Origin of the sequence: Amycolatopsis sp. NPDC049868 (assembly GCF_044461365.1) — a bacterium.
Taxonomy (GTDB): domain Bacteria; phylum Actinomycetota; class Actinomycetes; order Mycobacteriales; family Pseudonocardiaceae; genus Amycolatopsis.
Genome location: NZ_JBITKV010000020.1, coordinates 130,719 through 154,101, shown reverse-complemented (window position 1 = coordinate 154,101; position 23,383 = coordinate 130,719). Strand labels below are relative to the sequence as shown.

Sequence of the window (23,383 nt, the reverse complement as noted above, 5' to 3'; positions counted from 1 at the left end):
CCTCGACTGTAGTCAAGGAGGCCTTCACGGAACGTACTGGCGAACTAGCGCCGCATGAACGGCGGCACGTCGACCTCGTCGTCCGACGGGTCGTCGTGCACCGGGGTGGCGCGGCCGGGCAGGCTGCCGTGGTTCGAGTTCGACCCGATCGGCGAGTAGCCGCGCGAACCGCCGCCGGGCTGCGGGAGCCCGCCGCTCAGCGAGCCGTTGCCCTCGTTGCGGGCGGACGGCATCGGCGTGTGCGTGCGCGGCGGTGCGACCGGGTAGCCGTTCGAACCGGTCGACGGCACCGGCGTGGCACCCGAAGGCGGGCTCTGCACCGGGGTCGCCCCGCCGCCGTTGACCTGGCCGGCCTGTGCGGACGCCGTCGAGTTCGTGCGGGAACCGAAGGCAGGCGGGTCGAGCTTCTTGTGGGTCGGGGTGCCGGCGTCGAAACCGGCCGCGATCACGGTGACCCGGACCTCGTCGCCGAGCGAGTCGTCGATGATCGTCCCGAAGATGATGTTGGCGTCGGGATGCGCGGATTCCTGCACCAGCGACGCGGCTTCGTTGATCTCGAACAGGCCGAGGTCCGACCCGCCCGCGATCGACAGCAGCGCGCCGTGCGCCCCGTCCATCGACGCTTCCAGCAGCGGCGAGTTGATCGCCTTCTCCGCCGCCTGGATCGCCCGGCCCTCGCCGCGCGCCGAGCCGATGCCCATCAGCGCGGAGCCCGCGCCGGACATGACGCTCTTGACGTCGGCGAAGTCCAGGTTGATCAGACCCGGCGTGGTGATCAGATCGGTGATGCCCTGGACACCGGACAGCAGCACCTCGTCCGCCGAACGGAAGGCGTCCATCAGCGAGACGCCGATGTCGCCCAGCTGCAGCAGCCGGTCGTTCGGGATCACGATGAGCGTGTCGCATTCGTTGCGCAGCTGCTGGATGCCCTCTTCGGCCTGCTTGCTGCGGCGCTTGCCCTCGAAGGTGAACGGGCGGGTGACGACGCCGATGGTCAGCGCGCCGAGCTTGCGGGCGATCTGGGCGACGACCGGCGCGCCACCGGTGCCGGTTCCACCGCCCTCGCCCGCGGTCACGAACACCATGTCGGCGCCCTTGATGACCTCTTCGATCTCTTCGCGGTGGTCCTCGGCGGCCTTCTGCCCCACCTCGGGGGCGGCGCCGGCACCGAGGCCGCGGGTCAGTTCCCGGCCGATGTCGAGTTTGACGTCGGCGTCGGACATGAGCAGTGCCTGCGCGTCGGTGTTCACCGCGATGAACTCGACACCCTTGAGGCCGACCTCGATCATGCGGTTCACGGCGTTCACGCCGCCGCCGCCGATACCGACGACCTTGATCACCGCAAGGTAGTTGTGCGGGGGCGTCATCGGGGCCGCCTTCCTGATCGTGTGTGCCCGTGCTGCGCGCCGGTCGCTGAGCCTGTGCCGAACCCTCGAGCTGAAGTTCAGATTGAGAGTTATGTCAACTGCCGACGTTGAAGCAGGACGGTATGCACCAGGCAGGCTCGAATCCAGTAGCCACGCCGTGTGTCGCAAAGGTGTTTTGCCACAACATGTTCGCGGGCGCAAGAGCGAGACCCGGTCGCGGCGCCGAACGGCGGCCTGGTAAAGGCGAAGATCGAGTGGGCATCAGGTGGGCATGGACATGACCATGACGACGTCCTTCGACGGCGATCCGGTCGGTGATCCGCCAGCCTGTTCGACGCTGAGCGCGAACTTCTCGGCACCGCCGAGCCCGTCGGCGACCAGCAGCGCACCGTCCTGACCACCGGAAATGAGCCCGGCGGGTTTGGGCGCGGCATCCGGGTACATCAGCCAGGCCTGGTAGGTCCGGCCCGGTTCGTTCGCCGGCAGCCGCGCCGCCATGAAGACGAGCCGGTCCTTGGCGCGCGACATCATCACGGTCCCACCGCCGCCCGCCGAGGTCTCGGCGTGCCCGGTCCGGAGGTCGGCGGCCGAAAGGACGTCGGCGACCGGGGCGTACCGGTCCGCGTACTGCGCCGCCCGCTCCCGCGCGGCCGTCAGCTGCGAGTGGTTGTCGTAGGCGATCCCGCCGAACACGGCGGTGCCCGCCAGCCCGACGACGGCCGCCGCGACCGCGGCGATCGCCCAGCGCGGGGCGCGACGGCGGTCCTTGACGCGCTCCCCCGCCTCGAAGCGTGTCTTCGGCGGCTGCTGCCTGGTCGCCATCGCCTCGGCGAGCACGCGGCGCTTGAGTTCGGGCGGCGGGTCTTCGGCCAGCGCGGCGCCGAGCCGGGTCGCGGTCATCTGCAGTTCGAGGACCTCTTGCGCGCACGAAGCGCACTCGGCGAGGTGCCGCTGGAACTGGGCACGCTCCACTTCGGACAGCGCGTCGACGGCGTAGGCCCCGGTGAGCGTGTGCATTTCGGGCATGGTCATGCCGTCACCCCCAAACAGTCCCGGAGCCTGATCAGGCCGTCCCGGAGACGGGTCTTGATGGTCCCGTGCGGCGTTTGCAGCACCTCCGAGACCTCGCGATAGGTATAGCCCTGGTAGTAGGCGAGCAGGACGGATTCCCGTTGCAGCTCGGTGAGGGTGGTCAGGCAGCGGCGTACCTGCGAACGCTCCCAGCGGGCCGCGACGGCCTCGGCCACCTCGTCGAAGGGCCGCGCGCGGGCGGCCTCGAAGGTCGCCTTGACCTCGCGTTCCGAACTGGCGCGTGCCGAGCGGACACGGTCGACGGCACGGCGGTGCGCGAGCGTCATGGCCCAGTTCAACGCGCTCCCCCGCTCCGGGGAGTAGCGCGTGGCCGTGCGCCACAGCTCCACCATGACTTCCTGCGTGACCTCTTCGGACTGCGCGGCGTCACGGAGGATCCGCCGCACGAGGCCGAGGATCGGACCGGCGAGCCGGTCGTACAAGGCGTCGAAGGCCCGTTCGTCACCCTTCGCGACCCGGACGAGCAGATCCTCGGCCGTCGGACCGGCCGGTTCGCCGTCGCCGGGGACGGGCGCCATCCGGCGCGGGCGTGCCGATTCATCCATCAAGCCTGCCTCCGGCGGTCTGCGGCGTCCGTTGGGTCATCGGTGCCTTCTTCAACCACAGTCTGACCCCGTGCCGCCGAATGAGCGCGGATACCCGGTGCGGCATGAGCGGGCGGGTGATCAGCATATGCGCCAGCCACTTGGCGGTGGCGGGGCGCCGCACGCCGCGCAGCGACGCGGTCAGCGGCGTCTTCCCGTCCTGGTGGAGGGCGATCTTGACCGAAAGCAGCGACTCCGGTCTGGGTACCGCCATCCGGTACCCGCCGCCCATCGACTGGAACGGCGAGACGTAGAACTCCTTGCCCGCGAAGGCGTTCCCGTCCTCGTCGGGGCGAAGCAGGTACGCGTGCCTGCCCCCATAGGTGTTGTGGACCTCGGCGACGACGCATTCGAGTTCACCGTCGGGCCGGTGGCACCAGTACAGGGTGATCGGGTTGAAGTTGTGGCCGAGCATCCGCGCGCCTGCCAGCATCAGCACCCGGCCGCCGCGGAGGTCGACGCCGCGCGCCGCGAGCCAGCGGTCCAATTTGGACCGGATGCTGGAGGTGTCTTCGGGCGCGAAGTGGTCTCGCGAGTCGAAGCGGGCGAAGGGGCGAAGCCACCACGGCAGCTTCGGCGGCACATCGAGGTCGACGAACCACAGGTAGATCCGGTGGGCGAACGAGATCGGCGGATCGATGCGCCGGACATGCGCCACCGTGGAGTCGTAGAGCACGGCCATGACGGTCACCAGCGCACCCCGAAGTTCTCGGCCGCGCGGACACCGGACGCGCAGCCGTCCTCGTGGAATCCCCAGCCGTGGTACGCGCCGGCGAAGGCGACCGTGCCGTCGTTCAGTTCGGGCAGACGACGCTGGGCGGCCACGGATTCCGGCGTGTAGACGGGGTGTTCGTAGGTCATCTTCGCCAGCACCGAGCCATGGTCAGCGGCACCAGGGTTGAGCGTGACCACGTAGCCGGTCGGCTCGTCGAGCCGCATCAGGCGGTTCATGTCGTAGGAGACCTGGACCGCGCCGTGGTGGGCACCGCAGTACGGCGTGGCGTAGTTCCAGCCCGCCCGCGCCGATTCCGTTGTCGGGAGCACGCCGGTGTCGGTGTGCAGCCACGCCTCGTTGCTGGAGTACCGGAACCTCCCGAGGAGGTCGCGCTCGGCCGCGGTCGGCGACGCGAGCAGCTTCAGCGCCTGGTCGGCGTGCGTGGCCAGGACGACCTTGTCGAGCCGGTGCCGCGTGTCGGCGTCGTCGCGGACCTCGATTCCCCGCGCGGTGCGCTTGACCGAGCGGACCGGAGTCGACAGGTGCACGGCGGTCAGCTGTTTGGCGGCCCGCTCGACGTACTCGCGAGAGCCGCCGACGACGGTCCGCCACCGCGGCGACCCGCCGACCGACAGCATCCCGTGGTTGCGGAGGAACTCGAACAGGTAGCGCGCGGGGTATTCGAGCGTGTCGGTGCGGTCGGCGGACCAGACGGTCGAGACGACCGGGAGCATGAAGTGGTCGACGAAGTACTTCGTGTACCCGCCGATCGCGAGGAACGCGCCGAGGGTGACGTCCCCGGCCTCAGGTGCTTCGAGGACGCGCTTCGCGTGCGAGTGGAAGCGCTTGATGTCGGCGAGCATCCGCAGGTAACGGCCCCGTGCGATGTTGCGCGGCTGCGCGAACAGGCCCTTCAGTCCCTTCGCGCCGGCGTACTGGAGCCCGCAGCCGTCGCAGCGGATGCTCATCGACATCTCGGTGTCGCGGGTGGCGACGCCCAGTTCGGCGAACAGACGGAGCAGGTTCGGGTAAGTACGCTCGTTGTGCACGATGAAGCCGGAGTCGACGCCGACGGTGCCGCCGTGCGCGCTCGGGACGTCGTGGGTGTGCGCATGCCCGCCCAGCCTGTCTTCGGCTTCGAACAGCAGTACTTCGTAGCGGCGTTGCAGCAGATACGCGGCCGTGAGACCGGCCACGCCGCTGCCGATGACTCCGATGCGTCGACCCTTGGTGTGCACATTGAGCATTCGGAGCCGGATCGGGCGAGGATTGGATCTCGTGAACCGGCTCGGCATCCGACCCATCCCTTTCCGGTCCGGGAGCGAATGACGACTATGCCGAACAGTCCCGCGTCTCGCCTAGCCCCGTTCGTCGAGCGGCTCCTCGGCGGCTCCCTTCCGGTCGGTCTGCGTACCTGGGATGGCGTACGCACCGGTCCGCCGGATGCCCCGACCGTGGTACTCCGCAACCGGCGAGCCCTGCGCCGTCTCCTCTACGCGCCCGGCGAATTGGGCTTGGCCAGGGCATACGTCTCAGGTGATCTCGACGTCGAAGGCGACCTCGCCGACGGATTCCGCCGGATCTGGGCGCTGACCCGTTCGGGCGCGGTGCGCGGTGCGAAGCTCGGCCCGCGCGAATGGGCCGAGGCGCTGCGGCTCGCGGTGAGCCTCGGTGTCGTGGGGCCGCCGCCCAAGCCGCCCACGGAGGAGGCCCGGCTGTCCGGGAAGCTGCACACCCTGCTCCGCGACAAGTCGGCGATCGCGCACCACTACGACCTCGGCAACGCCTTCTACCAGCTGTTGATGGACGAATCGATGGCCTACTCGTCGGCGTACTGGACGTCCGAGGAGGAGGGTTACGACCTCGGACAGGCCCAGTGGGACAAGCTCGAACTGATCTGCCGCAAGCTCGGCCTGCGCCCGGGGATGCGGCTGCTCGACGTCGGCTGCGGCTGGGGCTCGCTCCTGGTGCACGCGGCGAAACACCACGGCGTCCAGGCCGTCGGGATCACACTGTCGGCGGAACAGCTTCAGCACGTCCGCGGCCGCCTCGTCCAGCACGATCTGGAGGATCGCGTCGAGGTCCGCCGTCAGGACTATCGCGAACTGCGTGACGAGCCCTTCGACGCCGTCGCCACCATCGAGATGGGTGAGCACGTCGGCGAGGAGAACTACCCCGAGTACACGCGGACGCTGTACCGGATGCTCAAGCCCACCGGGCGGCTGGTCCTGCAGCAGATGTCCCGCGGCGCGGTGGCGCCCGGCGGCGGCGCGTTCATCGAGCGCTACATCGCACCCGACATGACGATGCGGCCGTTGAGCCGCACGCTCGGGCATCTGGAGACCGCGGGATTCGAGATCCGCGACGTCCACGCGCTGCGAGAGCATTACGTGCGCACGGTCCGGGCCTGGGAGAAGACGCTCGAGAGCAACTGGGACGACGTCGTCGCGCTGATCGGCGAATCCGGCGCGCGGGTCTGGCGGCTGTATCTGGCCGGCGGGGCGCTCGCGTTCGAGGAGAACCGGATGGGCGTGGACCAGATCCTCGCGGTCCGTTCGTCGGACGAGGGCTTGAGCGCGATGCCCGCCACCCGGGAGTGGTCCTGATGCCCCTCGGCGGCACCCTCGCGATCACAGCGGGCGCGACGCTGCTGGCCTTCGTCATCACCTTCGGCATCGCGCGCCGGCGGAAGCGGTACGACACCGTCGACACGCTGTGGGGGCCGGGCTTCGCGCTCGTCGCGCTGGTCGCGGCCCCGCTCGGGGACGGGTCGGTCGCGCTGCGCGTGGTCACCGCGCTGCTGACCGCGATCTGGGGTGTGCGCCTCGGCGTCCACCTCCACCTGCGCAACCACGGACTGCCCGAAGATCCGCGCTATGTGCGGATGGCGGAGAGCGCCGGGGAGAATCCTGCGCTCAAGCTCTTCGTCCGCGTGTATCTGGTCCAGGCCGTGGTGCTCTGGTTCGTCTCGCTGCCGGTCCAGTTCGCGATGTACGGCGGCACCTTCGGGGTGACGGCGGGGCTGGGCATCGCGGTGTGGCTGGCCGGCTTCGGATTCGAGACGATCGGCGACGAGCAGCTGCGCCGCTTCAAGGCCGACTCGGGCAACAAGGGCAAGGTCCTCGACAGCGGGCTGTGGCGCTACACCCGGCATCCCAACTACTTCGGGGACGCGTGCGTGTGGTGGGGCCTGTACCTGCTGGCGTGTTCGAGCTGGGTGGGGGCGGCGACCGTGCTGTCGCCGATCGCGATGACGTACACGCTCGCCAGGGGAACCGGAAAACCTTTGCTGGAGAAGGGTTTGCGTCGTTCCCGGCCGGGATACGCGGCGTACGTCGAGCGGACCAGCGGGTTCTTCCCGCTACCCCCTCGCCGCGCTACTCCCCGGTGAGACCGTCCGTCAGTTCGCGCAACAGGTCGAGGTGGCCGGCGTGCCTGCCGGTCTCCTCGATCATGTGCGCGACCACGAAGCGGACGTTGACCTTGCGGTCGCCGCGGAAGGGGACCTCGTCGTCCAGCCCCATCGACTCGACGATCTTGCGGCTCCGCTCGCACTCGGCCTCGTAGGCGGCGATCAGCTGCTCGATCGGGGTCTGCATGGCGACCCGGAACTCGGCGTCCGGATCGGCTTCCAGTGCCTCCTTCCAGACGTCCTCCTGCCCGTTGAGCACCACGTTGAACCAGTACTGCTCGACGAGGGTCAGATGCCCGAGCAGACCGGCGACGGTGGTCAGTTCGCTGGGGACGAGCGGCCGCCGGGCCTGCTCGTCGGTGAGCCCGGAGCACTTCCACACGACGGTGGCGCGGAGGAAGTCGAGGAAGCCGTTCAGCTGGGTGCGCTCGTCGCCGGTGAGCGGCGGTTCGGGGCGCTTCGGTTCGTCGGTCATGGTCGTGCAGTCTGCCGGTTTCCTCGGATGATCCGCTAACGAGTTACCCCGGGGAGGCGCTGTCGACCATCTGTCGCAGAGCAGTGGTCCATGTCCGAACGTGATCCCATCGTTCGAGTGAAACCAACGCTAATTAGCGCCGAGGAAACATGACGACCACCCGCCCGTCATGTCAGGCTGGTGCAGTTGTGCCTAGCCGGAGTGTCGATGAAAGGCAGATCATGTCAGGCCTGCAGCTGAGCGCACTCGATGTCGCTTTCCTTTGCCTGGAAAGCGAAACGACGCCCATGCACATGGGGGCGGTGGTCACCTTCCGCCCGCACGGGCAGGTGCACGCGCGTGAGCTGACCACGCTGCTCGCCGAGCGGGCGGCACGCCTCCCCAAGCTGCGTCAGCGCCCCCGCACCGCACTGTTCCCGCCCGGCGCCGCCATCTGGGCCGAAGACCCTGATTTCGTTGCCAGTGAACATATTTCACATCATCACCTGAGCTCCCTGTACGAACCGGACCCTCTCTCCGCCTACGCGTCACGCTGGATGGGACGGCCGCTCGACACCGGAAAACCGTTGTGGGACTTGCATCTCGTCACCGGCCTGCCGGACGGCGAGTTCGCGTTGCTGCTGAAACTGCACCACGCGCTGACCGACGGGGCGGGCGCGTACGCCGTCGCCGTGGGCCTGCTCGACGGACTCCCCCGTCCCACCCGGCGTGTGCACACCGGCGCCGTGCCACCCCCGCCGCGGTCCCCTGTGGACGCTGTCAAGGACGCCCTCGGCTCGACACTGGCCCAGGCCGGGGAGTCGGCCGGGATCGCGTCGTCGGTGGTGCGCGCGACGCGTTCGCCGCTGTCGCCGATCAGCGCCCCGCCGTCGACCGAACGACGGCTCGGCCTCGTCCGGCTGGACACCGGCGAGATCCGGCGGATCCGCCGGGCCCACGGCGGGACCGCCAACGACGTCGTGCTGGCGATCCTCAGCGGCGCGCTGCGCGAGTGGATGATCAACCGCGGCCAGCGCGCCGACGACCGGACGCTGCGGGCGCTCATCCCGGTGAGCGTGCGCGGGCGGTCCGCCGAGCAGCTCGGCGGGAACAAGCTGTCCGGTTACCTCTGCGATCTGCCGGTGGGCCTCGACGATCCGGCGGAGCGGCTGCTGGCCGTCCAGCGCGAGATGAGCCGGAACAAGGCCGCCGGCCCGGCGCGGGGCGCGGGCGCGTTCCCGCTGCTCGCCGACCGGATGCCGCCGATGCTGCACCGGCTCGGTTCGAAGGCCGCCGGGCTGGCCGCGCCGCTGCTGTTCGACCTCGTGGTGACCACGGTGCCGGTACCGCCCCACCGGCTCACCCTGAACGGGACGAAGGTGTCGGGCGTGTACCCGTTCGTGCCGCTGGCGCCGCGGCAGGCGGTCGGGATCGCGGTGGCGACCTACCGCGACTCGGTCCACATCGGACTGCAGGCGAACGGGGCGGCGGTCTCGGACGTGGGTTCGCTGCGGGACGGAGTGCTCAAGTCCGCGGCGCGCCTGCTGGACACCGCCTAGCGAATGCTATGAACGGGCCGTTCCTTGCAAATTTTGCAAGGAACGGCCCGTTCATAGCGCGCGTAAGGGGGCCGGTCAGCCGCGCAGCATCTCCGCGACCAGGAACGCCAGCTCCAGCGACTGCTGAGTGTTCAGCCGCGGGTCGCACGCGGTCTCGTACCGGCCCGAAAGGTCCAGGTCCGAGATCTCCTGCGCGCCGCCGAGGCATTCGGTGACGTCTTCGCCGGTCAGCTCGACGTGGATACCGCCAGGGTAGGTGCCGAGCTTGCGGTGCACCTCGAAGAAGCCCTGCACCTCGTCCACGATCCGGTCGAAGTGCCGGGTCTTGTAGCCCGTCGACGACTCGTGCGTGTTGCCGTGCATCGGGTCGCACTGCCAGATGACCTTGTGCCCGGACGCCTCGACCTTCTCGACGATCGCGGGCAGCACCTCGCGCACCTTGCCGTTGCCCATCCGGGCGATCAGCGTCAGGCGGCCGGGCTCGTTGCGCGGGTCGAGCCGCCGGACGTACTCGACGGCCTGCTCGGGCGTGGTCGTCGGGCCGATCTTGAGGCCGATCGGGTTGGCCAGCAGTTCGGCGAAGGCGATGTGCGCGCCGTCGAGCTGCCGGGTCCGCTCGCCCACCCACAGGAAGTGCGAGGACAGGTTGTACAGCTTGGGGTTCGCCGCGTCCGCGCGGTCCATCCGCAGCATGGAGCGCTCGTAGTCCAGCAGCAGCGCCTCGTGGCTGGCGAAGATCTCGGTGGACTGGAGCGAGGTGTCGGTGACGCCGCAGGCAGACATGAACCGCAGGCCGCGGTCGATCTCCGAGGCCAGCGCCTCGTAGCGCTCGCTGGCGGGCGAGGACTTCACGAAGTCCTTGTTCCAGTCGTGCACCTGGTGCAGGTCCGCCATGCCGGCGCCGGTGAGCGCGCGGACGAGGTTCATCGCGGCGCCCGCGTTCGCGTAGGCGCGGATCATCCGGCCGGGGTCGGGCACGCGCAGTTCGGGCTTGGCGACGAGCGAGTTGATGATGTCGCCGCGGTACACCGGCAGGCCGAGCGCGTCGGTGGACGCCGAACGCGGCTTCGCGTACTGGCCCGCGATCCGGCCGACCTTCACCACCGGCAGGCTCGCGCCGTAGGTGAGGACGACGGCCATCTGCAGCAGGGTGCGCAGGTTGGCGCGGATATGCGGCTCGGTGTTCGACTCGAACGTCTCCGCGCAGTCGCCGCCCTGCAGCAGGAACGCCTCGCCGCGGGCGACCATGGCGAGGCGGTCCGAAAGACGGTCGATCTCGGCGGGGACGGTGATCGGCGGCACGCTCTCCAGCACGCCGCGGACGCGTTTCGTCAGCTCGGCGTCCGGCCACTCGGGCTGCTGTGCGGCGGGCCGGGCGAGCGCGTCGTCGAGCCGGTCACGCAGCTCGGGTGGCAGAGGTGGCAGTTCGGGGAGCGTGTCGACGGGAACGTCCACTGTCCAGTTCACAGGCACCAGGATATGCCGCGCCGAAAGCCGCCCGCCCACCGGGACGAAGCTCCCAGAAAGTGGACGGGCGGCGGTGGGGATCAGGCGGCCTGGGCCTTGTTGTAGAGGTTCTGCGCGTCCGTGCCGAAATACGGGCCGAACATGTAGCCGGGCAGGAAGTTGTAGCCGAAGCTGTTCACCGAGGCCTGGATGCCCGCACCGGTCGCCTCGCTGAAGTTGAGGAACCACGGGCCGCCGCTCGAACCGCCGGTCATGTTGCAGTTCATCCCGTGGTCCTTGGTGAGCAGGAAGTCGGTGAACGTGCTCCCGCTGCAGTAGATCAGCTTCGTGCCGTCGTACGGGGCGGCCGCCGGATACCCGAACGTGTACATCGACTGGTTGCGCGCCTGGTTGAAGGCGATCCCCTGCGCGCCGACGACGTCGGTCAGCTTCTGCCCGTTGAGCGGGTTGACCACGGCCGCGCCGATGTCGTAGTTCATGTCCTCGCTCGCTTCCCACTGCGGAGTGGTCAGCGTGCTCTTCGCGGCCCAGGTGCCGTAGGGCGTGTTGCCGTTGTTGTAGCCGGGAGCGAAGGTCCAGTTGGTGTGCCAGGCGCCCTGGTACTTCACGCAGTGCCCGGCGGTGATCACGACACTGCCGTTCGTGCTGGTGACCGCGTCACCGGAGCACGACGCGTTCCGCCCGCCCATGCTGAAGAACACCCGGCCCGCGGTCTGCACGACCTTGCCCGCGCCGGTCCACGCGCCCCCGCCGTTGGGGATGCTCTGGATGATCGAGCTCGTACCCTTCGCGACATCCTTCGGAGTGAAGGCGGGCGCCTGGACCAGCTGTTCGATCGGCACCGCCGACCGCATCCGCTCCGGGGTCCAGTAGGCCGCGACCGCCTGCGCGTCGGCCGCCGTCTGATGCTGGACCGGCCCGGCGTGCGCGGGACTCGCGACGGCTGTCAGCCCCGTCACCGCCAGCCCCACGAGCGCCGCCAGGATCCCCGTCCGGGAAGCCGTCCTCTTCATGGCGTACCACCTTTCGCCACCGGTGAATTGCCGTATGACTTGCACGACATTTCGAAAGTATTTGTCCTGCTACCGGACGTACAAGCGGCCGTTCGGCCGCATCCGGGGCGGCATATGGGCCGTTCGGCCCAGCTACGGCGAAACCGGGCGAGTTAGCCTTGTTCGTGGGGATCTCCGTGAACGGCTTCGCCCGGCTCGGCACGCATCTGGTGGCTCCGATCGCCTGGATACTCCTGGCCCCGATCACGATTGTCTTCGGCGACAACGGTGGCCTGACCTGGCCGTCACTTCTGGCGCTGGCCGGATCGGCGCTCGTGACTCTCGCCGTGGGATGGTCGAGCGAGCGGGGATCCGGCTTCAGGATTTCGCCGCACACGTCGCCCGAATCCGCCGCGGTCACCGTGCTGGTATTCACCTTCGGGCCGGTGATGCTGCTCGGCGGTCTGCTGGTGGCCTGGGTGTGCTGGGCGCGCGTCAAGCTGGGCGAAGACACCTTCGCCGAAGCCGCCGCCGGGATCGTGCTGGGGATCCTGGTCGGCGGCCTCGGCTGGATCGGTTTGATCGTCTTCCTGTTCTCCTGATCAAGCCGGGCAGTGGGAATCGGCGGCCGGGAGGACGCCGTCCCGCAGGTACCGGACCACGAAATCGTTGCCGCAGGCGTTCTCCTTGGTGAAGACGCCGTGCCCGCCGGCGTCCACGGTGACGAACTTCGCCCGACCGCCCAGCGCCGAACGCAGGTCCCGCGCACCGGACAGCGGCGTCGCCGGGTCGCGAAGGTTCTGCACCAGCAGGATGTTCGACGGTCCGCGGTCGTGGATCCGCACGGGCGGTTCGCGGCGCTCGACCGGCCAGAACGCGCACGGGGTGATGTTCGCGGCCGCCGGCCCGAACATCGGATGCGTCACCCGGGCGCGCTCGACCGCCTTTTGGTAGTAGCGGACGCTTTCCGGCCAGTCGGAGTCGTTGCAGAGCACTTGGAGCTGGAGCGCGGCGTGATTGTCGCCGTCGAGTGGTCCGCCCTGTGCCTTGGCCGCCGGAGCGGACCATCGCTCGGCTAGACCGGGGAAGTTCGCGTCGTCGTACAGCGCTCCCCAGGTATCGCTTCGGATTCCCGGGCGCTTTTCGACCAGCTCGAAGAACTTCGCCGTCACCTCGGCCTGCGTCCGCCCGAGGTGGTAGACGTCGTCCCGCGCCGCCGCCCAGGCCGTGAAGTCGCCGAACCGGTCGTCGAAGCCCTCCGCGAAGCGTTGGTGCGCCCGGACGTCCAGACCGTCGGGACCGAGCAGACTGTCCAGCACGATCCGGTCCGTGCGCGCGGGGAACATCGACGAATACGCCGCGCCCAGGTAGCTCCCGTACGAGACGCCGTAATACGAGATCTTCCGCTCCCCCAGCGCCTCGCGGATCCGGTCCAGGTCGCGCGCGGTGTTGGCGGTGGTCATCTGCGGCAGGAGATCCGCGGTCTTCGACTCAGCGCATTGTCTCGCCACCGCGCGGGACTTCGCCGCCTTCTCGGCGACGTCACGCGGGCCCTCCGCGTACGGGCCGACGAGGATGAACCGCTGTTCCTCGGTCAGGTCACAGGTCACCGGCGTGCTGTAGGTGGTCCCTCGCGGGTCGAATCCGATGACGTCGTAACTGTCGAGCAGGCCGGACTGCCCCTGTCGCTGCGCGAGTTGCGCGGGCATCGCCAGGCCGGGGCTCCCGGGGCCGCCGGGGTTCATCAGCAGCACGCCACGCCGCTTCGGCGACTTACTCGCCTTGCGGGAGATGGTGAGCTCGATGGTCCTGCCGCCGGGATCGGCGTAGTCCAGCGGCACGCCGAGTTTCGCGCATTCGAGGCCCTCGGTCGGTGACGGTGTCATGCCGTAGTCCGGGCAGGGAGACGTCCACCGTAGTGACGGAGCCGCCTCGGCGGTCGCCGGCACGGCTACGGCCAAGGGCAGGAAAGCCAGTATCGCCAACGTTTTTCTCATGCGGCAGAGCTTGGCGCGGGCGGCCGCCCTACCGCGTCGGACCACGGCCTGATCCCGGACCTCCGCCTTGGGTGGGGGTCTCCCCCTGCCGTTCGTCCACCCCGAGTGTCAGGAAAGGGTCGTTCAGGACGAAAAACGTCTTGAACGACCCTTTCCTGACATCTCCAGCGGGCTCAAACCACCGCGAGCGGCAACGCCGTCGGGTGCACGGGAGAGGGCAGGTCCGAAGCGCCGGTGAGGTAGGCGTCCACCGCGCTCGCCACCGAGCGTCCCTCGGCGATCGCCCACACCACCAGCGAGGCACCGCGGTGCGCGTCGCCACAGACGAACACGCCGGGCGAGGAGGTCTGCCAGTCCGCCCCGCACGAGAGCGTGCCGCGTTTGGTCAGCGAGAGGCCGAGCCCGTCCAGCAGCGGCATATGCTCCACACCCTCGAACCCGATCGCGAGCAGCACGAGGTCGGCGGGCAGTTCCTCGACCTCGTCGTTGATCGGGGTCACCACGCGCTTGCCGGTCTCGGGATCCTTGACCACGCGGACCTGACGGAGCTCCACGGCGCGCACGTTGCCCTCGTCGTCACCGATGAACCGGGTGACCGCGACGGCGAACTTGCGCTCGCCCGCCTCCTCGTGCGCCGGATAGGTGCGCAGGATGTACGGCCAGGTCGGCCACGGCGAGCGTTCGTCGTCCCTTGTGGACGGTGGCGTCGGGTACTGGTCCAGCTGGGTCACCGAAAGCGCGCCCTGCCGGGTCGCGGTGCCGTAGGAGTCGGCTCCGGTGTCACCGCCGCCGATGATGACGACGTGCTTGCCCGCCGCGTCGACCGGCGACGGGCCGTCGCCCTCGACGTACTTGTTGGCCGGGACCAGATGTTCCATCGCCAGGTGGATCCCGGCCAGCTCACGGCCGGGCGTGGTGTTGTCGTCGCGGCCGCGCAGCGCGCCCACGGCGAGGACCACCGCGTCGTACTCCGCCCGCAGTTCCTCGACGGTCAGGTCGACGCCGACCTCGCAGCCGGTGACGAACTTCGTGCCCTCCTTGCGGAGCTGCGCGAGCCTCCGGTCGAGGACCTTCTTCTCCATCTTGAACTCGGGGATGCCGTACCGCAGCAGGCCGCCGAGCCGGTCGTCCCGTTCGAAGACGGTCACCTCGTGGCCGGCGCGGGTCAGCTGCTGCGCGGCGGCGAGCCCGGCCGGGCCGGAGCCGACGACCGCGACCCGCTGCCCCGACGAAACCGCCGAGACCTGCGGCTGCACGTAACCGGCTTCCCAGGACTGGTCCGCGATCGTCTGCTCGACCCGCTTGATCGACACCGGACCGCCGGAAAGCGGCGAGATCGACAGGACGCAGCCCGCCTCGCACGGCGCGGGGCACAGCTTCCCGGTGAACTCGGGGAAGTTGTTGGTCGCGTGCAGCCGGTCGCTCGCCGCGGCCCAGTCGCCGCGGCGCACCAGGTCGTTCCACTCCGGGATCAGGTTGCCCAGCGGGCAGCCGGAACCACCGGAGTGGCAGAACGGGATGCCGCAGTCCATGCACCGCGAAGCCTGCTTGCGCACCTGTTCGTTGCGCTCGCCGGGTTCCACGTCGGCGTAGACCTCGCCCCAGGTGGCGAGACGGTCCTCTTTGGACTTCTTCTTCGGCTCTTCACGGTCGTACTTCAGGAAACCCGTCGGATCAGCCACGAGCGGCCTCCATGATCGCTTCGTCGACGTCGCGGCCCGCGGCACGCGCCGCCTTCGCCGCGTCAAGGACACGCTGGTAGTCGCGGGGCATCACCTTGGTGAACGCCGCCGAGCGACGCGGCCAGTCGCCGAGCAGCGACGCGGCCACGGCCGAACGTGTGAGGTCGTAGTGCTTCTGCACGGTCTTCTTGAGCCAGGCGAGGTCGTCGGACGACGGTGCCAGGAGGTTCACCATCTCCTCGTTGACCTTGCCGCGGTCGAGATCGAGTACGTACGCCTCGCCGCCGGACATGCCCGCCGCGAGGTTGCGCCCGGTCGGGCCGAGCACCACGGCCTGTCCGCCGGTCATGTACTCGAAGGCGTGGTCGCCGACGCCCTCGGCGACGACCACCGCGCCGGAGTTGCGCACGCAGAACCGTTCGCCGACCTGGCCGCGCAGGAACATCTCGCCACCGGTGGCGCCGTACGCGAGGGTGTTCCCGGCGATGGTCTGGCCCTCCGCGGCGAACTTCGCGTCCGGATGCGGGCGCACGATGATCCGCCCGCCCGAAAGGCCCTTGCCGACGTAGTCGTTCGCGTCGCCGACCATGTCGAGCGTGATGCCGCGCGGCAGGAACGCCCCGAGCGACTGTCCGGCGGAACCGGTCAGCAGCACGTGGATCGTGTCCTCGGGCAGCCCCTCACCGCCGTAGCGACGGGTGATCTCGGAGCCGAGCAGCGTGCCGACGGTCCGGTTCACGTTCCGCACCGGCAGTTCCAGCCGCACCGGATGCGCGTCCTCCAGCGCCGCCTCGGCGAGCTGGATCAGCGTCCGGTCGAGCGCGTGCTCCAGGCCGTGGTCCTGCGACCGCGTGCGCCGTTTCGCCCCGCCGTACGGAGTGTCGGCCGGCATCTCGAAGATCGGCGCGAGGTCGAGACCGGAGGCCTTCCAGTGCTCGATCGCCTCGTCGGTGTTCAGCACCTCCGCGTGCCCGATGGCCTCGTCGAGGGTGCGGAAACCGAGCGCCGCCAACGTTTCCCGGACCTCTTCGGCGACGAACCGGAAGTAGTTCACGACGTGGTCGGCCTGCCCGGTGTACCGCTTGCGCAGATCCGGGCTCTGGGTCGCGACGCCGACCGGGCAGGTGTCGAGGTGGCAGACGCGCATCATGACGCAGCCTTCGACGATCAGCGGCGCCGTCGCGAAGCCGTACTCCTCCGCGCCGAGCAGCGCGGCGATGACGACGTCCTTGCCGGTTTTCATCGCGCCGTCGACCTGCACGGTGATCCGGTCGCGCAAACCGTTGAGCAGCAACGTCTGCTGTGTTTCGGCGAGGCCGATCTCCCACGGCGTGCCCGCGTGCTTGAGCGAGTTCATCGGGGAGGCGCCGGTGCCGCCGTCGTGGCCGGAGATCAGCACGACGTCGGCGTGCGCCTTGGACACACCGGCCGCGACCGTGCCGACCCCGAGCGAGGACACCAGCTTCACGTGGATACGGGCGTTCTCGTTGGCGTTCTTGAGGTCGTGGATCAGCTGGGCCAGATCCTCGATCGAGTAGATGTCGTGGTGCGGCGGCGGCGAGATGAGCCCGACGCCCGGCGTCGAGTGCCGCGTGCGCGCGATCCACGGGTACACCTTGTTCGGCGGCAGCTGCCCGCCCTCGCCCGGTTTCGCGCCCTGCGCCATCTTGATCTGGATGTCGTCGGCGTTGACCAGGTACTCGCTCGTGACACCGAACCGGCCGCTCGCGACCTGCTTGATCGCGCTGCGGCGCGCCGGGTCGTAGAGCCGCTCGGGATCTTCCCCGCCCTCACCGGTGTTCGACCGGCCGCCGATGCGGTTCATCGCGATGGCGAGCGTTTCGTGCGCCTCGGCCGAAATCGAACCGTAGGACATCGCGCCGGTGTTGAAGCGCTTGAAGATCGCCTCGACGGGCTCGACCTCGTCCAGCGGGACGGGCTCGCGGGCACCCTCGCGGAAGGAGAACAGCCCGCGCAGCGCGCCGCCCTGGCGGTACAGGCGGTGCACCTCGTCGGAGTACTTCTTGTACACCTCTTCCCTGCCGGTCTTCGTCGCGTGCTGCAACAGGAAGACGGTCTCGGGGGTGAACAGGTGCAGTTCGCCCTCGCGGCGGTACGCGTACTCGCCGCCGGTTTCGAGTCCACGGTGGACTCGATCGGTCGGGTTGTCCGGGTACGCCCGGCGGTGCCGCGTGGCGACCTCTTCGGCGAGCACGGTCAGCCCGACGCCGCCGAGTTTCGACGACGTCCCGGTGAAGTACTCGTCGAGCAGGTCCTGTGCCAAGCCGAAGGATTCGAAGACCTGCGCCGCGGTGTACGCGCCGACGGTCGAGATGCCCATCTTCGACATGATCTTCAGGACGCCCTTCACGAGCGCCTTGACGTAGTTGCGGACGGCCGCGGCGGGTTCGATACCGGTCACCGCACCGGTCGAGATCATGTCCTCGATGGTCTCGAAGGCCAGGTACGGGTTCACCGCCGCGGCGCCGTAGCCGAGCAGCAGCGCGATGTGGTGGACCTCGCGGGCGTCACCGGTCTCGACGACCAGCGCGACGCGGAGCCGCTCCTTGGTGCGCACCAGATGGTGGTGCACCGCGGACACCAGCAGCAGCGACGGGATCGGCGCCATACGGTGGTCGGAGTCGCGATCGGACAGCACGAGGGTGCGCGCGCCCGCCGCGATCGCCTCGGAGGCCTCGCGCCGGACCCGCTCGATCGCGGACGCCAGCGCTTCGGCGCCACCGTCCACTTCGTACAGTCCGGAAAGGACACTGCACGCGAAGCCGGGAAGGTCGCCGTCGTCGTTGATGTGGATCAGCTTGGCGAGTTCGTCGTTGTCGATCACCGGGTACGGCAGCTGCACGTGGCGGCAGGAGGCCGGGCCGGGGGCGAGCAGGTTCCGCTCGGGGCCCATGATCCGGCTCATCGAGGTGACGAGCTCTTCGCGGATCGCGTCCAGTGGCGGGTTGGTGACCTGCGCGAAGTTCTGCTTGAAGTAGTCGTAGAGCAGCCGCGAACGCTGCGACAGCACGGCGGGCGGGGTGTCGGAGCCCATCGAACCGATCGGCTCGGCCGCCTTGACCGCCATCGGCGCGAGGAGGATCTTCAGCTCTTCTTCGGTGTAGCCGAAGGAAAGCTGGCGCCGCAGCACGGAGTCGTGGCTCTGCACGATGTGGTCGCGGTCCGGGAGGTCGGCGATCTGCAGGAGGCCGGCGTGCAGCCAGCCCTCGTACGGGAGTTCCTTGGCCAGCGCCGACTTGACCTCTTCGTCGTCGACGATCCGGCCCGCCTCGGTGTCCACCAGGAACATCCGGCCGGGCTTGAGGCGGCCCTTGGCCACGACGTCCGCGGGGGCGACGTCGAGGACGCCCGCCTCACTGGCCAGCACGACGCGGTCGTCCGCGGTGCGCCACCATCGGGCGGGCCGCAGGCCGTTGCGGTCCAGCACCGCGCCGACGAGCGTGCCGTCGGTGAAGGTGACACAGGCCGGGCCGTCCCACGGCTCCATGAGGCTGGCGTGGAACTGGTAGAACGCACGACGTTGTGCGTTCATCCCGGCGTGGTTCTCCCACGCTTCGGGGATCATCATCAGCACCGCGTGCGGCAGCGACCGCCCGCCGAGGTGCAGCAGCTCCAGCACCTCGTCGAAGGAGGCGGAGTCCGACGCGTCGGCCGAGCAGATCGGGTACAGCCGGGTGAGGTCGCCGGGGATGAGGTCCGATTCGAGCAGCGCCTCACGGGCGCGCATACGGTTGCGGTTTCCCCGGATGGTGTTGATCTCGCCGTTGTGCGCGACGAACCGGAACGGATGCGCCAGCGGCCACGACGGGAAGGTGTTGGTGGAGAAGCGGGAGTGCACGAGCGCGATGGCGCTGGTGAGCCGGGTGTCGGTCAGGTCGGCGAAGAAGAGCGGGAGCTGCTCGGGGGTCAGCATTCCCTTGTAGACGATGGTCCGCGAGGACAGCGACGGGAAGTAGGTGCCGCAGCCCGCGGTCACACTCTCGTTCTCGACGCGCTTGCGGAGGCAGAAGGCCAGCCGGTCCAGTTCGAGCCCGGCGGGACATCGCCCGTCGGTCTCGGCGCCCGCGACGAACAGCATCGCGAAATGCGGCATCACCGAACGCGCCGTCGGGCCGATGTCGGCGCGGTCCGCGTCGACCGGTACCTCACGCCAGCCGAGGACGGCGAGGCCCTCTTCCGTGGCGATCCGCTCGATCAGGGCGATGGCCTTGTTCCGCTCCTCGATGTCCGAGGGCAGGAAACCGATCCCGGTCGCGTAGGTCTGGTGACCGTCGGCGTCCGCCTCGGGCAGGGGGAAGTCCACTTCCGCCCGCAGCAGCTCGTCCGGCAGCTGCAGCAGGATGCCCGCACCGTCGCCACTGGTCGGCTCCGCGCCGGCGGCGCCGCGGTGGTCGAGGTTCGTCAGCGCGGACAGGCCGTCGGTGACGATGCCGTGCGAGCGCCGCCCGCGGACGTCGGCCACCATGGCCACACCGCAGGAGTCCTGTTCGGATTCGGGATCGTAGAGACCCTGTTTGCCTGGAATGGCGGAGAAGATCATGAAGGGACCTCCTTCGTCGTCTGTGCTCAGCGGCCGGGCGGACCGGCCGGGGGATGCGCACGGGACGACAATGGCCCGTTCGTTAGCGAGACTTTAACACCTGTGAAACACGTCGGCATCAGTTCGGCGGGCGCGAAAGCCCGCCGATGGGTAACGATCTGGATGCCCGGAACGACACAGTTCCTGATGAGGTCACAGTAGTTCGTACCGCTAAGTATATGTCCTGTTCCGGGATGTCACGAGACACGGTGAGGCGACCCTAGTCACTCCCGCCGCCCTGCGCGAGCCGAGGACACCGGAAGTAGAACGTGTTACAGTTCCGGCCATGATCCTGGACCGCTTCCGGCTCACCGACCAGGTCGCCGTGGTCACCGGCGCCGGACGCGGGATCGGCGCGGCGACCGCCGTGGCGCTCGCCGAGGCCGGTGCCGACGTGGTGATCTCCTCCCGTACCGAAACCCAGCTCGGGGATGTGGCCGCCCTGGTCGCCGCCACCGGACGGCGCGCCCACGTGGTGCCCGCCGACCTGAGCGACCCGGCCGCCGCCGGCGAGCTGGCGCGGATCGCGACGGCGGAGTTCGGGCGCCTGGACCTGGTCGTCAACAACGTCGGCGGCACGTATCCACGGCCGCTGCTGGAAACCACCGCGGGCTTCCTCGAAGAAGCCTTCCGCTTCAACGTGTCCACCGCGCACGCGCTGACCGTGGCGGCGGCACCGTCCTTACTGGAGTCGGGCGGCTCGGTCGTCAACATCTCGTCGGTCATGGGCCGCGTGACCGGCCGTGGTTTCGCCGCGTACGGGACGGCGAAGGCCGCTCTGGCGCACTACACCCGGCTCGCCGCGGCCGACCTCGCGCCGAAGGTGCGCGTGAACGCGATCTCGGTCGGCTCGGTGGCGACCTCCGCGCTCGAAGTGGTGGTGGGCAACGACGAGCTGCGCGGCCGGATGGAGGCCGCCACTCCCCTGCGCCGGATCGGCGAGGCCGAGGACATCGCGGCCACCGTCGTGTTCCTCGCGTCGGGCGCGGGCCGGTACGTCACCGGCAAGATCATCGAAGTCGACGGTGGACTGCAGGCCCCGAACCTGGAGCTGGGCCTGCCCGATCTGTAGGAGGCTGTTGGCCGTGCGCGTGGTCCAATGGAGTACCGGGAACGTCGGCCGCCACGCGCTGGCCGGGATAGCCGCGAGGCCCGATCTCGAACTCGCCGGGGTCTGGGTGTCGAGCGAGGCCAAGGCGGGTGTGGACGCCGGGGAACTGGCCGGGCTCGGGCGCCCGCTCGGGGTCGCGGCCACCACCGACGCGGACGCGCTCATCGCGCTGAAGCCGGATTGCGTGCTCTACACGGCGATGGCCGACGACAGGCTCGTCGAGGCCGTCGAGGACCTGAAACGCTTCCTGCGCGCGGGGATCAACGTGGTGTCCAGCAGCCCGGTGTTCCTCCAGTACCCCGAAGGTGTCGTCCCGCCGGAGATGATCGAGCCGATCCGCGAGGCGGCCCGCGAAGGCGGCGCTTCGCTGTGGGTCAACGGTGTCGACCCCGGCTTCGCCAACGACTGGCTGCCGCTGGTGCTCACCGGCGTCTGCGAACGGATCGACGAGGTGCGCTGCCTGGAGATCCTCGACTATTCGACGTACGACAACGGCAAAGTGCTGTTCGACATCATGGGCTTCGGCCGCGAGATGGACGACCTGCCGCTGCTGCTGCAGCCTGGCGTGCTGTCGCTGGCTTGGGGCAGCGTCGTGCGGCAGCTCGCGGCCGGGCTGGACGTCGAACTCGACGCCGTCGAGGAGGTCTACGAACGGCTTCCGGCGCCGGAGACGTTCGAGATCGCCTCGGGAACCATCAAGGAGGGCACGGCGGCGGCGCTGCGGTTCGAGGTGCGCGGAATGCGCGGCGGGCGAGCGGTGTGCGTGCTGGAGCACATCACGCGGCTGCGCGGCGACCTCGGGCCGGATTGGCCGCAGCCGACCGGGCAGGGCTGCTACCGCGTCCAGGTGACCGGCGAGCCCGAGTACGTGCTGGACCTGCGGCTGGTCGGGACCGATGGCGACCACAACACGGCCGGGCTGAAGGCGACCGCGATGCGGCTGGTGAACGCGATCCCGGCGGTGGTGGCGGCCCCGCCGGGGCTGCTGACGGCGCTGGACCTGCCTTTGGTGACGGGGCGGGGCCTGGTCTCTCCCTGAGGGGCGGCGCTTTCACGTGACTGCGTGGACGACACGTGTGATCAGACGGACGACACGCGTGATGGGACCGACGACACGGGCCGTAGCCAGGTCCTGGCGCGTGCCGTCCACCTGATCACACGTGTCGTCCGTCTGGACACGCAACTCACCGCGGCGAGTCCCCGATGCGACGGGAGGGTGGAAGTACGTGAAGGCCCCCTTCATTGCGTCTAGCGCAATGAAGGGGGCCTTCACGTACTGAAAGAGCGCTACTTTTCGGCCTCGGGCTTCGGGTCCTCGGTCGCTTTGTCGGCGGCGGAGTCCCGGACGGTGTCCGGAGCCGCGGCGACGTCCGCGTGCGTCTCGTCCTTGGGCGCGTCCCCGGCGGTCTCGGAGGCGCCCTCGGCGGAAGCGGGCTCGTCCTCGCGTGGCACGTCCTTGCTCCACAGCGTTTCCGGCGCTTCCCTCGGCCCCCGCTTGGCGGCCAGGACGAAGTACGCGATCGCCGCGGCGAACAGCAGGATCGAGGTCCACACGTTGACCCGCAGGCCGAGGATGTGGTTCGCGGTGTCGGTCCGCATCATCTCGATCCAGAACCGGCCCGCGGTGTACCCGGCGACGTACAGCGCGAACACGCGGCCGTGGCCGAGGCGGAACTTCTTGTCCGCCCAGATGACCAGCAGCGCGACACCGAGGTTCCAGATCAGCTCGTAGAGGAACGTCGGGTGCACCGGGCTGTCCGGCAGCGGGACGTGCCCGAGCGCGACACCGTTCAGGAAGTCGTCCGGGTTGGTCGGGTTGTAGCGCTGGTAGATCTCCAGACCCCACGGCAGATCGGTGTGCGCGCCGTAGAGCTCCTGGTTGAAGTAGTTGCCGAGCCGTCCGATCGCCTGCGCGATCACGATCCCCGGCGCGAGCGCGTCCGCCATCGCGGGCAGCGGGATACCCCGGCGGCGGCAGGCGATCAGCGCGCCGACGGCGCCGAGCGCGATGGCGCCCCAGATCCCGAGGCCGCCGTCCCAGATCTTCAGCGCGTTGAGCGGGTTCTTGCCCTCGCCGAAGTACAGCTGGTTGTCGGTGATGACGTGGTACAACCGGCCGCCGACCAGGCCGAACGGCACCGCGAAGACCGCGACGTCGATGACCGTGCCCTTCGTGCCGCCGCGGTTCACCCAGCGCCGCTCGCCCAGCCAGATCGCCACGATGATGCCGGCGATGATGCACAGCGCGTAGGCCCGGATCGGGATCGGCCCGATATGCCAGACGCCCTGGTCGGGACTAGGGATGGTCGCGAGGAACGCTGCCGAGGCGGTATTCACGTCGGCCACCGTAG

18 protein-coding genes are annotated in these 23,383 nt (G+C 69.4%); 6 read left to right on the top strand and 12 right to left on the bottom strand.

Annotated elements, in window-relative coordinates; all coding sequences use genetic code 11:
• Positions 1-44 precede the first annotated feature (44 nt).
• The 5 genes from ftsZ to ACIBTM_RS43625 form a co-directional block, all read right to left on the bottom strand.
• The gene (ftsZ, locus tag ACIBTM_RS43645) at positions 45-1,367 is read right to left on the bottom strand and encodes a cell division protein FtsZ (RefSeq protein WP_395882997.1); all 1,323 of its coding nucleotides are present in this window, start codon (positions 1,365-1,367) and stop codon (positions 45-47) included.
• A gap of 261 nt (positions 1,368-1,628) precedes the next feature.
• A complete protein-coding gene (locus tag ACIBTM_RS43640) occupies positions 1,629-2,399 on the bottom strand; it encodes an anti-sigma factor domain-containing protein (RefSeq protein WP_395882996.1) in 771 nt (256 codons plus the stop codon).
• A complete protein-coding gene (sigK, locus tag ACIBTM_RS43635) occupies positions 2,396-3,004 on the bottom strand; it encodes an ECF RNA polymerase sigma factor SigK (protein ID WP_395882995.1) in 609 nt (202 codons plus the stop codon). The genes ACIBTM_RS43640 and sigK overlap by 4 nt, the downstream gene beginning before the upstream one ends.
• On the bottom strand, positions 2,997-3,725 hold the full coding sequence (locus ACIBTM_RS43630; RefSeq protein ID WP_395883014.1) for a DUF1365 domain-containing protein: 729 nt from the start codon (positions 3,723-3,725) through the stop codon (positions 2,997-2,999). The genes sigK and ACIBTM_RS43630 overlap by 8 nt, the downstream gene beginning before the upstream one ends.
• Before the next feature lie 5 nt (positions 3,726-3,730).
• Positions 3,731-5,005 (bottom strand): NAD(P)/FAD-dependent oxidoreductase, encoded by a 1,275-nt coding sequence (locus ACIBTM_RS43625; protein WP_395882994.1) that lies wholly within the window; start codon positions 5,003-5,005, stop codon positions 3,731-3,733.
• Between the two features lie 87 nt (positions 5,006-5,092).
• Here ACIBTM_RS43625 and ACIBTM_RS43620 point away from each other — a divergent pair, with 87 nt between their 5' ends.
• Both ACIBTM_RS43620 and ACIBTM_RS43615 read left to right on the top strand, forming a co-directional pair.
• Complete coding sequence (locus tag ACIBTM_RS43620; RefSeq protein ID WP_395882993.1) at positions 5,093-6,364, top strand: class I SAM-dependent methyltransferase; 1,272 nt, start codon at positions 5,093-5,095, stop codon at positions 6,362-6,364.
• Positions 6,364-7,149, top strand: coding sequence for a DUF1295 domain-containing protein (locus ACIBTM_RS43615; protein WP_395882992.1), 786 nt, complete (start codon positions 6,364-6,366; stop codon positions 7,147-7,149). The genes ACIBTM_RS43620 and ACIBTM_RS43615 overlap by 1 nt, the downstream gene beginning before the upstream one ends.
• On the opposite strand, the gene ACIBTM_RS43610 is transcribed toward ACIBTM_RS43615, so the two are convergent.
• On the bottom strand, positions 7,136-7,645 hold the full coding sequence (locus ACIBTM_RS43610) for a DinB family protein (RefSeq protein ID WP_395882991.1): 510 nt from the start codon (positions 7,643-7,645) through the stop codon (positions 7,136-7,138). The genes ACIBTM_RS43615 and ACIBTM_RS43610 overlap by 14 nt on opposite strands.
• A 287-nt stretch (positions 7,646-7,932) precedes the next feature.
• Between ACIBTM_RS43610 and ACIBTM_RS43605 the strand changes: the two genes are divergently transcribed.
• Positions 7,933-9,183, top strand: coding sequence for a wax ester/triacylglycerol synthase family O-acyltransferase (locus ACIBTM_RS43605; protein ID WP_395883013.1), 1,251 nt, complete (start codon positions 7,933-7,935; stop codon positions 9,181-9,183).
• A gap of 75 nt (positions 9,184-9,258) precedes the next feature.
• On the opposite strand, the gene ACIBTM_RS43600 is transcribed toward ACIBTM_RS43605, so the two are convergent.
• Together ACIBTM_RS43600 and ACIBTM_RS43595 are read right to left on the bottom strand one after the other, a co-directional pair.
• The gene (locus ACIBTM_RS43600) at positions 9,259-10,650 is read right to left on the bottom strand and encodes a class II 3-deoxy-7-phosphoheptulonate synthase (protein WP_395882990.1); all 1,392 of its coding nucleotides are present in this window, start codon (positions 10,648-10,650) and stop codon (positions 9,259-9,261) included.
• 80 nt (positions 10,651-10,730) lie between these two features.
• Positions 10,731-11,663: a trypsin-like serine peptidase gene (locus tag ACIBTM_RS43595; protein WP_395882989.1), complete on the bottom strand. Its 933-nt coding sequence runs from the start codon at positions 11,661-11,663 to the stop codon at positions 10,731-10,733.
• A 164-nt stretch (positions 11,664-11,827) separates the two neighbouring features.
• On the opposite strand from ACIBTM_RS43595, the gene ACIBTM_RS43590 reads away from it, so the two are divergent.
• Positions 11,828-12,244, top strand: coding sequence for a hypothetical protein (locus ACIBTM_RS43590; protein WP_395882988.1), 417 nt, complete (start codon positions 11,828-11,830; stop codon positions 12,242-12,244).
• Here the strand turns inward: ACIBTM_RS43590 and ACIBTM_RS43585 are convergent, their stop codons facing one another.
• The 3 genes from ACIBTM_RS43585 to gltB all read right to left on the bottom strand — a co-directional run bounded on the left by ACIBTM_RS43585 (position 12,245) and on the right by gltB (position 19,882).
• Positions 12,245-13,639 carry an alpha/beta hydrolase gene (locus ACIBTM_RS43585; protein ID WP_395882987.1) on the bottom strand — a complete coding sequence of 465 codons (1,395 nt, stop codon included), beginning with the start codon at positions 13,637-13,639 and terminating at the stop codon, positions 12,245-12,247. It abuts the gene before it with no gap.
• Between the two features lie 173 nt (positions 13,640-13,812).
• Positions 13,813-15,321: a glutamate synthase subunit beta gene (locus ACIBTM_RS43580; protein WP_395882986.1), complete on the bottom strand. Its 1,509-nt coding sequence runs from the start codon at positions 15,319-15,321 to the stop codon at positions 13,813-13,815.
• Complete coding sequence (gene gltB, locus ACIBTM_RS43575) at positions 15,314-19,882, bottom strand: glutamate synthase large subunit (RefSeq protein WP_395882985.1); 4,569 nt, start codon at positions 19,880-19,882, stop codon at positions 15,314-15,316. The genes ACIBTM_RS43580 and gltB overlap by 8 nt, the downstream gene beginning before the upstream one ends.
• A 325-nt stretch (positions 19,883-20,207) precedes the next feature.
• On the opposite strand from gltB, the gene ACIBTM_RS43570 reads away from it, so the two are divergent.
• Both ACIBTM_RS43570 and ACIBTM_RS43565 read left to right on the top strand, forming a co-directional pair.
• A complete protein-coding gene (locus ACIBTM_RS43570) occupies positions 20,208-20,993 on the top strand; it encodes an SDR family oxidoreductase (RefSeq protein WP_395882984.1) in 786 nt (261 codons plus the stop codon).
• Positions 20,994-21,006: 13 nt separating this feature from the next.
• Positions 21,007-22,071: a diacylglycerol kinase gene (locus ACIBTM_RS43565; RefSeq protein ID WP_240593913.1), complete on the top strand. Its 1,065-nt coding sequence runs from the start codon at positions 21,007-21,009 to the stop codon at positions 22,069-22,071.
• Positions 22,072-22,319: 248 nt separating this feature from the next.
• Here ACIBTM_RS43565 and lgt read toward each other — a convergent pair whose 3' ends face one another.
• On the bottom strand, positions 22,320-23,378 hold the full coding sequence (gene lgt / locus ACIBTM_RS43560; protein ID WP_395882983.1) for a prolipoprotein diacylglyceryl transferase: 1,059 nt from the start codon (positions 23,376-23,378) through the stop codon (positions 22,320-22,322).
• Between the last annotated feature and the right edge of the window lie 5 nt (positions 23,379-23,383).